This is a genomic window from Pseudomonas putida (genome assembly GCF_016406145.1).
In the GTDB taxonomy this organism is placed as follows: domain Bacteria; phylum Pseudomonadota; class Gammaproteobacteria; order Pseudomonadales; family Pseudomonadaceae; genus Aquipseudomonas; species Aquipseudomonas putida_E.
Genome location: NZ_CP066306.1, coordinates 2,801,655 through 2,814,133, shown reverse-complemented (window position 1 = coordinate 2,814,133; position 12,479 = coordinate 2,801,655). Strand labels below are relative to the sequence as shown.

Genomic DNA, 12,479 nt, shown 5'->3' with positions numbered 1-12,479 from the left:
CTCTTTAGCTCTTGAGCAGTGATTCCAAGTTCCTTCGCTTTCGAGGCAATTGAGACAGGAAACATCTCATGCTTACTACCAGGTTTTCGAAGTACATCCTCTACCCCCGTCCGTCTTGCGTTCCAGCGTGGTGGTCTGGTGCGCCGCATCCGTCACGGCCACCAGGTGCTGGCGGTCGTCGTAGCGGTAATAGGTGTTTTAACCCGAACAGTCCTGATAGCGTTCGACCTGGGCCAGGGTGTTCCACCACAGGTACTTGGACTTGTAGCTTGCATCGATGATGGTATGCGGCAAACCATCTTCGCCATTGAGGTACTCGGTCAGGTGGCCCAGGGCATCGGTTTCGGCGAGCAGGTTGCCCTTGTCGTCGTAGCGCGCCTGCCAGGTGCTGCCGTCCGGGTAGGTGACCTTGGTTACCAGGGTGGTCAGGTGGTGGTATTCGTAGGCGATGGTGCGGCCCAGCGGGTCGGTCTCTTCGAGCAGGCGGGCGTATTCGTCGTACTTGAAGTGCAACTGGTTGCCGTCCGGCAGGGTCAGGCCGAACATGTTGCCGTAGTCGTCCAGCGCGATGGCGTAGCGCTCGCCGCCGTAGTGGCTGGCAAAAACGCGGTGGTCGGCGTTGTACTGCACCTCCAACTCGCGGCCGAGTACGTCCGTGGCCCAGCTGATGCGCTGGGCGAAGTCGTAGCGGAAATGGAAGTGTTCGCCGTCGCTGGTCCAGTGCTCGACCACGCGGGGCTGGCCGTCGAGGGTTTCCCAACGATAATGGCAGGTCAGGCCCAGGGCATTGCTGTGGCTTGCCATTACGCCGTCTGCGTAGCTGAAGCTGCGCACGGTGTCGCCGTTGCGGTTGATCACGGCACTTAGCTGGCCGTGTTCGTCGTAGCGGTACTGGGTCAGCGTTTCGACGGCCAGGTTGTCGACCACCCGCTTGATGTCGGTCAGCCGGCCCAGCAGGTTGTCGTACTGTAGGTGTACGCGGGTGCCGCCGGTGGCGAGAAAACGCAAGAAGTGGCTGAGACAACGTTGGCAGCCACTTCTATGTCTCATCCCTCAATTTTAATGAACAAAACCCGTGCTACCTTTTACGCGTCACTCCAACCACACATCAAAACCATAACATATAAACCTTAACTTTTGAATGACCGACAATTATAATCGCTCAAATTTTAGTCCATCTTACTGCCGATCATCTAACGCTCACGAAAACATGATCAAGCTTCATACCTGCTTGAAAACTCTTCATAAACATCCAAAGAATTAAGCCTGCAAGCCGTTCTATCTTCAAGCTCTTCAGCAGCATTATCATCGGTAACGCTAACAAACAAAATAGGTTCTGTCGCCAAGAAGCTCTGAAAGAAGCCTGTCTCTCGCAACGAACTTAAAACTCGTGCCATGGCAGAATAAAGCCCCTCCCTGAAGGTCGAGATATCAGTACGCTCACTGTCCTCTCTCAACTCCTTACAAGCATTTTTAAACAGATCTCTACGCCAGCCCTCGTACACCCACTCCGAAGTAGCCCACTTGAAATACGAGACTGAATCCTCGCGATCCTCCTCATCTTCTTTCTGAACTTTTAGATCCAACGCTTCGAGAGAGCTGCCTGCAACGGCAATAGTCATTGCACTGCTGTCAGTATAAAGAGAAAATGCGTAAAATCTCTCGTCAGAGTGCGTCCTCTGCAACGCATCCAAAGCTTGTTTGACAAGCGGCGTAATTTTGCCTTCAAATTCCGTCCAGTTCATCATCCACTCCTACAAAGTACCCCACGAGCGATACGTCGACTGCCAGACAATCTCACCCTCGCTATTGCTCATTTCTAGGGGCGTGCCGATCTGATCGGACATCGATGATGGTATGCGGCAGGCCGTCTTCGCCACAGAAAATCTCGTTCTCTAACTAAGCGTAGCTTTGGATAACCTCAAGCGCGGCAATGGCAGCGACATAACCCCTACTGCAGATTTAAATGGATCTCAATAAATTGGGGCGGTTACCGCCCCATAGATATCATCTCCTATTTTAAAGAGCATGATCTAGATTCGGCCTGTAGAACATACACATTATGGAAAGTGGAACTGATTTGATCGATGACGCCAAATCTTGTAACAGGGCGCTAATCTAAACACCACCCAGAAACCAAGAACATTGAATTATACGGCTTAAATAAAAATTTGAACCGTCAGAGATCATTTATCCAAATCTCGAACTTCTTGGCCTCCTCCGCCGAGTTCAACTGGGCAATCCACTTGCACTCCCAGTCTGGCCTAACCATATCGGAAACCGCAAAGACTACAATTTTACCGGACAAATGCGTAGCACGCACCTCATCCAACACGTCTACGCACATTTGAAAAACACCTTCACAATGAGCTTCAAAATCTTGCTCTGGACTTACGGAATCGCTCAGGCTTGCTAACTCCTCAGAAATTCCATCAAACAATTCAGCAGCATAAGCTTCATGGCTCCACTCCGCTGGCGCCCACTTATAATATATAGCATCATCTGGATCACTCGACTGCATTGCTTCCAAATTGCTCTTCAGATTAAAGGAGGGGGCTAAAGTACGAGCATCTGTGTCCGAGTAAAGAGCAAACGCACAAACTTCATGACCCGAAAACTCATTAGTCATTCTATTAATAGCGGCAATCGTAGCCGCCTTAATTTTTTCTTTCAAATCCTTGCAGTCCATATACTCACCTTCATCATCTATGGCAATAAATCAATCGTACCGTCCGCGAAATGCTGGCCGATTTTTCTTAAAGCTGCGACTACGCTATCTCTGGACCCTGCGCCACCGGCATCGGCCTTAGCCAAAGCCTCGTATACTTTTCTCGCGTTGGCAGTTGAGTGCCCAGTATTGGGCGCCCAAACCAAGTTCTCTTTACCCTTGTACCAATCAATATCATGTCTTTCCAGAATTTCCTTACTCTTATCAAGAATAGCTCGCATCTCTTTGCTTTTACCATTCTTGAACACAATGTGATGGGCATGCGGCCTGACCATTCCTTTAGTGGGTTCACCTCCACCAATGCTTCAGAGTGATTACCCCACTTGACAGTATCGGCGCAGAGGCCCAAGGGATCCACCCAGGTGAATGGATTGACTGTATACTCATAAAGGTTCCAGCCACCATATAAACCGATTGGATCTTGCGTTAAAAACTTACCAACTTCAGGGTCATAGTACCGTAACGTGTTGTAATGAAGTCCTGTGTCGTAATCAAAATACTGACCTTGGAATCGCAGATTTTGCTCAATCTCATTAACAGCAAGGCTCTCAATCGCCCCCCACGAACGATACGTCGCCTGCCAAACGATCTCACCCTCACTATTGCTCATTTCAAGGGGCGTGCCGATCTGATCGGTGTGGAAGTAGTAGACCTTCTGCTCTTGGCCCTCCGCCTGATCAACACGAGCCAACGGTGCATAGCTGCCCGGCTCATAGAAATACAGAATACTCTGCCCAGGCGTCTCCTCACGCAGCATCCTCAGCCCTTGCCAGAGGAAGCGCTTTTGTTCCGAGGTGCCGCCGATTTCAGCGGTTTTGGCAATCCGCCGCCCCAGGCTGTCATAGCGATAAGCGCCCGTACTTTCCAGCTTGCCGTTGACCAGCGTCTCCGCCCGAACCAGCCGGTTCTCGCAGTCATAGGCAAAGTTCTGCAGCTTGCTATGCCCCGAGCGCTTCTCGATCAGGTTGCCCCACGGATCGTAGCGGTACTCCTGATCGCGCCAACGCTTGATGCGGTTGTCCTTCACCTTCTCAAACTGCCGAGCGTTGAAGTCGAGCCTGTTGGCCGCCGGGTCATAGCGGAACTCTTCGCTGCCTACGAGGGAACCAGTATCGCGGCTGTGCAACTGGCCGTTGGCTTCGTACTCGTACTTGATCTCGCCGCGCAGCTTGTCCAGCGTGCGTACCAATTCGCCCGCCGGGTCGTACTGGTAGCGACGGTGAATCGGGTTGTAAGCGTGCTCCACCAGCAGTGAGGTGTTGATGCCGGGGTTCTGCACTTGCGACAGCTTTTCCGCCGGCAGGGTCGACGCAAACTGCCAAGCCTTGCGCCCCATGGCGTCGTAGCCAAAGCAACTGGTGAGCTTGCCCTGCGTGCGGTACACCTCGCGGTGCAGGTCATCGCGCTCCATGTCGCTGATGACCTGGCCGTCCAGGTTCAGCTGGTGCAGATGGCCGCTGCCGTAGTACAGATGGTTGACCTTGCGCCCGTCAGGCAGGATCAGCGTGATCAGGTTGCTGCGCGCTTCGTACTTATAATCCACTACACCGCTCGGGGTGAGTTCCTGGGTCAGCCGTCCCAGCAGCTCGTAGCGGTCACTCAGATTTTCATCCGTGATGCCCAATTGTTTACCCGTGCTGGTCGGCAGGCGCTGGATATTCAGCACCCGGTCGGCATCGTCGTACTCGAAGGCTTGCCCGGCATCGCGATTGACCTTGGCCAGCAACCAGCCAATGGCATCATGCTTGAACAGCTTGTGCCGCTCTGGGCGCTCACCGCTTTCGCCTTAGCCGATTTCGTCTAGGCGGGGGCTGTCTACGTAGTGCAGCGGACTTATTCAATCATATACGAAATCATCTGGAGCAGGAGTGTCATTCAGCTGAGAAATGCGCAGTGTGGGTCCAACCAGCAACGCCTCCCTTAAAAATTCCATTTAATGAGCAAATTCAGACTATAAATCAGCAAATTGAAGAGCACTACCGTAAGCGACCAAATGGACAGGGCCATCTTTTACAATAAAAGATTATGCGACCTGAGGGCCAACGGCGTCAATTTCGACCATGAAGCAACTCACTACTTAGAATCGTAAAATTACCTAAATTCAATAATATGCGAAAATCTTTTTAGGGCCTCTTGGTATTTCTGAGCGTAAACAGATTTCATTACAACCTGCCCAGATTCACCCAACATAGCCTTTAGCTGCACAATCGAATAATTTAGCCCTAGCATTTTCTTTATATCAACAACTTCTTCAATGCTTGGCTTGCAGCTTCCCTTACTGAAGATGTCACCTAAACCAGCTGTCGCGACCTCTCCCTCATCCTCCTCAATATAATCTAAAAGCTTTTCGATAGTTTCGAATCGGTCACATCCGTCCAGAGTCGTGCTCCCTGAATCCACAAGAAAAAAATCCCCCTCCCCACATTTATTTATTAGTATTAATCGGCCACCAGAATCATCTCCAACGGCAATCATTCCTTTAAAATTATCTTCGACTTCAAATGTATTATTGCGCTCTTCAATATCGCTAACGGAATAAATCAAGACCTGATCATTCAAGAGTGCTCCATCACTTTTTCTCCAGAAGTCAACAATCCATGCCCTATTGGAGATACCAAGAGCATTACGCAAAGCTTCAATGCTCGCAGCAGAAGCAGCCCCGTGACGCTCAGTAAAAATAACCATCAGTTAAATGCTCCCAAAGCTTCGTAATATTTATATGATTTAGCCGCTGCCCGTTTCGCAGCATCCGGAAGGACCCCAGCGTCGATCATCTCCTTGTACGCAACATTGAATTCGTCCCTTAATGTACCGCTAAAGCCTAACGACTTGCGCCTTGCCCGCTGCATGGCAGAGATCATAGCATGCGACTCGCCAGAGCTACTTTTGAGCAGAATTGCTGGCGCACTATTCCTCTTATATCCTTTTACATTGAGCTTAGCCCATTCATGCTGGATAAAGTGGTGTGACTGCACGAAATCATCCGCAGCAATATTCTTATTACCCACAGCCCTGTTCACTTGAGGTGATAAATTGCCGTGAGCATCAACGTCACCAGCTTTGTATCCGCCAGGCCTATTGCAAGCCCAGCCCCACGGATCCACCCAGCTAGTTGGATTCGGGACGTACCGATACAGATTGAGCCCACCATCTATACCTATCGGGTCTAGCGTAACAAAGCGCCCCACCAAGGGATCGTAATAACGGAACGTGTTGTAGTGCAGCCCTGTCTCATCATCTTGATACTGCCCTTGGAATCGCAGATTCTGCTCGACCTCATTGATCGTCAGCTGCTCGATCGCTCCCCACGAACGATACGTCGCTTGCCAAACAACCTCACCCTCGCTATCCGTCAGCTCCAGCGGCGTACCAATCTGGTCAGTGTGGAAGTAGTAGACCTTCTGCTCTTCCCCTTCCGCCTGGTCAACCCGCGCCAACGGCGCATAGCTACCCGGCTCATAGAGATACAGAATGCTCTGCCCCGGCGTCTCCTCGCGCAGCATCCTCAGCCCTTGCCAGAGGAAATGCTTCTGCTCCGTCGCGCCTTCGATTTCAGCGGTTTTGGCAATCCGTCGCCCCAGGCTGTCATAGCGATAAGCGCCCGTACTTTCCAGCTTGCCGTTGACCAGCGTCTCCGCCCGAACCAGCCGGTTCTCGCAGTCATAGCTAAAGCTCTACAACTTGCTATGCCCCGAGCGCTTCTCGATCAGGTTGCCCCACGGATCGTAGCGGTACTCCTGATCGCGCCAACGCTTGATGCGGTTGTCCTTCACCTTCTCAAACTGCCGAGCGTTGAAGTCGAGCCTGTTGGCCGCCGGGTCATAGCGGAACTCTTCGCTGCCTATGAGGGAACCAGTATCGCGGCTGTGCAACTGGCCGTTGGCTTCGTATTCGTACTTGATTTCGCCACGCAATTTGTCGAGGGTGCGTACCAGTTCACCTGCCGGATCGTACTGGTAGCGACGGTGAATCGGGTTGTAAGCGTGCTCCACCAGCAGTGAGGTGTTGATGCCCGGGTTCTGCACTTGCGACAGCTTCTCTGCAGGCAGCGTCGAAGCAAACTGCCACGCCTTGCGCCCCATGGCGTCGTAGCCAAAGCAACTGGTGAGCTTGCCCTGCGTGCGGTACACCTCGCGGTGCAGGTCATCGCGTTCCAAGTCGCTGATGACCTGGCCGTCCAGGTTCAGCTGGTGCAGGTGCCCGCTGCCGTAGTGCAGTTGGTTGACCTTGCGCCCGTCCGGCAAGGTCAGCGTGGTCAGGTTGCTCAGTGGGTCGTATTCGTAGCCGAGTACGCCTTGCGGTGTGATTTCCTGGGTCAGTCGGCCCAGCAGGTCATAGCTGTACTCCAGCTTTTCTTCGGCGATGCCCAGCTGCTTACCGATGCTGGTTGGGTGTCGCTCAATGCTCAACAACCGGTCTACTTCGTCGTATGCATAATCCTGACGGGCATCACGGTTGAGCTTGGCCATCAGCCGGCCAATGGGGTCGCGCTCGAACAGCGTTTCGCGTTGCGGCTGCTCACCGTTCTCGCCGTAGCCAATTCCGTCCAGCCGGGTCAGATGGCCGCCTGTGTCATAGCTGAAGCGTCGGGTCAGGTTGTCGACCCGCACTTCTTCAATCAGGCGGTCCAATGCGTCATAGGCAAAGCATATAACTAGGCTCTGCGAGCAAATAACTGGCCCAGGCAGTACCTTTCGCAAAAATATTGCTCGAAATAAAAATCAAAAACGCTTTTTGACATCCGGTTTTTTCCATGAAATTAGGATACCGGCCTCGCCTAGAGACTTATTTACGTTTTGAAGCTGATCGGCCTCAACGTACCACAGCCAAGTCGAGGAGGTTAATGGCTCGAGTGATCCTCGCCCGCCACTCTCACCAATCCAATCTCTCAGCACCACCCCCTCAACGTCCGCCTCCAAATGTCGGCTACTTAATATATTAACGGGATAAACCATCCTCAATAAATCCTCCTTATAGCGCTCTCGCCCCTGAAATCTACCAGGCACTTCCCTTTTAAATGCAGATGAATTCTCATACGGATATATCGCCACCATATTATTACCAGCAGCGTAACTAAATGCCTTACTTACTTTTTCGCAATTATAGATAATTCCATAAGGCACTACAACATCAGCACTGATATCTTTAACAAACTTTATCAGGCTCTCTAGCCCCACAGAACCCTCAGAGCATTGGCCATCAAAGTGATAGAAGCTGCCAAAATCATTCGTAGAATAACCAAAGGATGCAAACCATGGGATAGCACCTGATGCCTCGTTGTATATCCTAAACGCAGTAACTGTACCGTTATTCACTCTCGCCTCAAGTTCGGTCAATTCCACAGCTACAAGATCGTGATCGCCAACATGATCCCCTTCTCTCAAATATGTATAATAACCCGCACCCGTAATCGACAGGTTGATGCAAGCAAAAAAGTGCTTAGCAAATTTAAGGGCCAACTTAGGATTAACGTCTTCAACACCGTACAAAGCCAACGCAACAGACATATACCCACCTATATTCCAGAAATCAAATCATCAAGCAAAGACTTCATGTCAGAAGCACTATATGGATGCTCTAACACCAAAACCTCGCCTTGCTTACTAAGAGGTAAATTACTCATTGCAGTTTCATTACGCGTAGTAAGCGTGGGAAGCTTTCTGCCCATATCCGTCTTAGAGGCAAGTTCGATCGCATGGACCTTTCCGTTCACATCAACAGCCATGACATCTGGACGTCGAGCTGAGACGCCTCGCCCATTTGCGAAGCTATATGAACGATTTAAGTACACATCCGAGAACCTTCCGCTCATAGCCAATTTATTAGCGATCGCTTCTGAAAACTGATCATGCCCAGGGGTTCCGTCTACCTGTCCACGACCATGAATCTTTGTGTTATTAACAACTCGCACTTGACATGGGGCGAGCCCCGTTGGATCAATCCAATAAATCGGATTTACATTGTATCTAAAAAGATTTACACCGCCGCGCAAGCCAATGGGATCTGGACCAATGAATCTACCAACGTCAGGGTCGTAATATCTTAGCGTATTGTAATGAAGCGACGTCTCGCGATCAAAGTACTGGCCCTGGAACCGTAAATTTTGGTCAATCTCGTTGACCGTTAGCTGCTCAATCGCGCCCCACGAACGATACGTCGCCTGCCAAACAATCTTACCCTCGCTATCAGTCAGCTCCAGCGGCGTACCAATCTGGTCAGTATGGAAATAGTAGATCTTCTGCTCATCCCCTTCCGCCTGATCCACCCGCGCCAACGGCGCATAGCTACCCGGCTCATAGAGATACAGAATGCTCTGCCCCGGCGTCTCCTCACGCAACATCCTTAGCCCTTGCCACAGAAAACGCTTCTGCTCCGTGGTGCCGTTAATCTCCGACTGCTTGGCAATCCGCCGCCCCAGGCTGTCATAGCGATAAGCGCCCGTACTTTCCAGCTTGCCGTTGACCAGCGTCTCCGCCCGAACCAGCCGGTTCTCGCAGTCATAGCTGAAGCTCTGCAACTTGCTGTGCCCCGAGCGCTTCTCAATCAAATTGCCCCACGGATCGTAGCGGTACTCCTGATCGCGCCAACGCTTGATGCGGTTGTCCTTCACCTTCTCAAACTGCCGAGCGTTGAAGTCGAGCCTGTTGGCCGCCGGGTCATAGCGGAACTCTTCGCTGCCTACGAGGGAACCAGTATCGCGGCTGTGCAACTGGCCGTTGGCTTCGTACTCGTACTTGATCTCGCCGCGCAGCTTGTCCAGCGTGCGTACCAATTCGCCCGCCGGGTCGTACTGGTAGCGACGGTGAATCGGGTTGTAAGCGTGCTCCACCAGCAGTGAGGTGTTGATGCCGGGGTTCTGCACTTGCGACAGCTTTTCAGCCGGCAGGGTCGAAGCAAACTGCCAAGCCTTGCGCCCCATGGCGTCGTACCCAAAGCAACTGGTGAGCTTGCCCTGCGTGCGGTACACCTCGCGGTGCAGGTCATCGCGTTCCATGTCGCTGATGACCTGGCCGTCCAGGTTCAGCTGGTGCAGATGGCCGCTGCCGTAGTACAGGTGGTTGACCTTGCGCCCGTCTGGCAGGGTCAGTGTGGTCAGGTTGCTCAGCGGGTCGTACTCATAATCCAGTGCTCCGCTTGGGGTCAGTTCCTGCGTCAAGCGTCCCAGCAGGTCGTAGCGGTAACTCAGCTTTTCACCCGTGATGCCCAACTGTTTGCCCAAACTGCTCGGCGTGCGCTGAATGCTCAGCAGCCGGTCGGCCTCGTCGTACTCGAAATCCTGGCGTGCATCGCGGTTGACCTTGGCCAGCAAGCGGCCAATCGCATCGCGCTCAAATACGGTATCGCGCTCCGGGCGCTCGCCGTTTTCGCCATAGCCGATTTCGTCCAGGCGAACCAGATTGCCGCCAGCGTCATAACTGAAGCGCCGGGTCAGGTTGTCCACCCGCACTTCTTCACTCAGGCGGTCCGAGGCGTCATAGGCAAAGCGGTAGGCTGCGCTGTTCTCGTTGACCAGGGCGGTCAGGCGCAGCGCTTTGTCGTACTCGTAGCGAACCCACTGCCCTTTGGCATCCTGGCGGCTGCTGGGCAAACCGCGCGACGTACGCTGCAGCCGTGTGGTCTGGCCTTTGCCGTCGGTGTGGGTGAGCACTTGGCCAAGGGTGTTGTAGGTGAAGCTCTCTGCTGTACCGTCCGGGTGGTGGATGCGCAGCACTTCACCATCCGGCTTGCGCTCCAGCGTGGTGGTCTGGTTCAGCGCGTCGGTGACGGCTATCAGGTGCTGACGCTCGTCGTAGCGGTAATACGTGCTCTTGCCCGAGCAGTCTTCAAAGCGCTCGACCTGGGCGTAGGTGTTCCACCACAAGTACTTGGACTTGAAGTTCGCATCGATGATCGTGTGCGGCAGGCCATCCTCACCGTTGAGGTACTCGGTCTTGTGGCCAAGTGGGTCGATCTCGGCAATCAGATTGCCCTTGCCGTCGTAACGAGACTTCCAGATGCTGCCATCGGGGAAGCGGGTTTCAGTTACCAGTGGCGTGGCGAGGTGGTGTTTGTAGCTGATCTTGCGGCCCAGTGGATCGGTTTCCTCGACGAGCCTGCCAAAGTCATCGTACTTGAGCCCAAGGCGATTGCCGTCCGGCAAGGTGAAGCCAATGATGTTGCCGAACGCATCGAACTCCATGCCGTAGCGCTCGCCGCCAAAGTCGCGGCTGGCGACGACGCGGTGGTCTTCGTTGTAGTGAATCTCCAGCTCTCGGCCCAGCACATCGGTTGCCCAGCTCGTGCGCTGGGCGAAGTCGTAGCGGAAATGGTAATGCTCGCCGTCACTGGTCCAGTGTTCGACAACGCGGGGTTTGTCGTTCTGGGTTTGCCACCGGTATTCGCAGATCAGGCCAAGGGCATTGCTGTGGCGAACCATCAGGCCTTCGGCGTAATGGAACTGTCGGACCGAATCACCGTTACGGTTGATGACTTCAGTCAGTTGGCCGCTGTCGTCATAGCGGTAGCGCACCAGGGTTTCCACGGCTTGCTGGTCGACGATGCGTTTGACTTCGGTCAGGCGACCGAGGGGGTGCTCGTAATGCAGGTGCACCCGCACACTGCCGGGCGCGCTGATATCGGTCAGGCGCTGATCGGCATCACGGGTGAAATGCAGGTAGTGACCCAGCGCATTTTCCAGGCGGTACAGCGGTACGGCGGTGTTGTCGTCCGGTACCTCACCGAAATAGAAGAACACATTGTCCAGGGTCTGCAGCAGGTAGTGGCCGCCTACGGTGCGGACCAGATGGATTTTCTCGTTCGGGTTGTAGATGCTTTCGCCCGGCTCAAGGTCAATGAACGGAACGCTGCGCCCCTGGTTGTCGGCGTGATACACGAAGCCGCCGCTACGGCGCAGGCTTTGCTCCCAAGGCAGCACCCAGCCTTGGCCCAGCACGCTGTCGATAGCCAGGTCGCTGGCGTAGAAGCGTGACCACTCGATTGGCATCATCCCTGGCAGGACGAAATCCGTTTCATTGGCCAGCAATTTGCGGCCAGTCGTCATATCTACAGGATTACCGGCGAAACCGCCGATCGCACGTTCTATGGCCGGGCCAACGATGAAGCGCCCGGCAAGGTAGCTGCCTGCGATCGTCGCGCCCGTCTGCAAGGCACAGGGGCCGGCAGCCTTGAGGCCTGCCTGTAACCCCAAACGGCCAACCGCGAGTATCGACCGGCCCATTGAAGCCGCGATCATCAGCACATCGACGGTGACACGCAGCCATTCCGGGATTTCTTCGTCTACCGGCAGATAGCGCTGGGTACCACCGCCGATGAAGACGTTGTTCGAGCCGCCGGAGATCTTTGCCCCGCAGGTGAGCTTGTCGCCTTTGCGCGACGCCGCTACACCGTTGATGAAGACATTCGAAGACCCTTCAGCCACCAGCACCGGAGGTGGATGCTTGTCGCATTTAGCAGTGCTCAGTTCAGCATGAGCAGCATTGCGATTGTTGATGAAAACGTTGGTCGAACACCCGGCTAACTCGATCTGCCCAGCCGGTGAGCTGAACATTGACCCGAATTTCTCCCCCAGCATTGGCAGCAGGCCTGCGCCCAGGCCAATAGCCGCGCCCAGCAAAAAACCGCCAAGGCCAGCCGTGCAAATCGTGAAGGCTGCGGCCGTCGCGATCGCCAGCCCAATTACCGCACCGGCAAGAAACCCAGCCAGGGCGCCAGTGTGTTCGATCTCATCACCCCACCGCGCTGCTTCAAACAT

At 53.8% G+C, this 12,479-nt stretch carries 5 protein-coding genes and 4 pseudogenes; all 9 read right to left on the bottom strand.

Features of this window, described 5'->3' with window-relative positions; genetic code table 11:
* Positions 1-105: 105 nt before the first annotated feature.
* Positions 106-1,029, bottom strand: a pseudogene (locus tag JET17_RS27235) (type IV secretion protein Rhs); the annotation flags it as partial.
* A 185-nt stretch (positions 1,030-1,214) separates the two neighbouring features.
* Positions 1,215-1,745, bottom strand: coding sequence for a DUF4303 domain-containing protein (locus tag JET17_RS12835; RefSeq protein WP_012314385.1), 531 nt, complete (start codon positions 1,743-1,745; stop codon positions 1,215-1,217).
* A gap of 12 nt (positions 1,746-1,757) precedes the next feature.
* Positions 1,758-1,844 (bottom strand): annotated as a pseudogene (locus JET17_RS12830) (RHS domain-containing protein); the annotation flags it as partial.
* Positions 1,845-2,179: 335 nt separating this feature from the next.
* Positions 2,180-2,689, bottom strand: coding sequence for a DUF4303 domain-containing protein (locus JET17_RS12825; RefSeq protein ID WP_012314384.1), 510 nt, complete (start codon positions 2,687-2,689; stop codon positions 2,180-2,182).
* Positions 2,690-3,064: 375 nt separating this feature from the next.
* A pseudogene (locus JET17_RS12815) lies at positions 3,065-4,535 on the bottom strand (RHS repeat-associated core domain-containing protein); the annotation flags it as partial.
* A 284-nt stretch (positions 4,536-4,819) separates the two neighbouring features.
* Positions 4,820-5,413, bottom strand: a complete 594-nt coding sequence (locus tag JET17_RS12810) for an SMI1/KNR4 family protein (protein WP_012314382.1) — start codon at positions 5,411-5,413, stop codon at positions 4,820-4,822.
* Positions 5,413-7,197, bottom strand: a pseudogene (locus tag JET17_RS12805) (RHS repeat-associated core domain-containing protein). The gene JET17_RS12810 and the pseudogene JET17_RS12805 overlap by 1 nt, the downstream one beginning before the upstream one ends.
* Before the next feature lie 252 nt (positions 7,198-7,449).
* Positions 7,450-8,235, bottom strand: coding sequence for a hypothetical protein (locus tag JET17_RS12800; RefSeq protein ID WP_012314381.1), 786 nt, complete (start codon positions 8,233-8,235; stop codon positions 7,450-7,452).
* Between the two features lie 8 nt (positions 8,236-8,243).
* On the bottom strand, positions 8,244-12,479 hold the full coding sequence (locus JET17_RS12795; protein ID WP_012314380.1) for an RHS repeat-associated core domain-containing protein: 4,236 nt from the start codon (positions 12,477-12,479) through the stop codon (positions 8,244-8,246).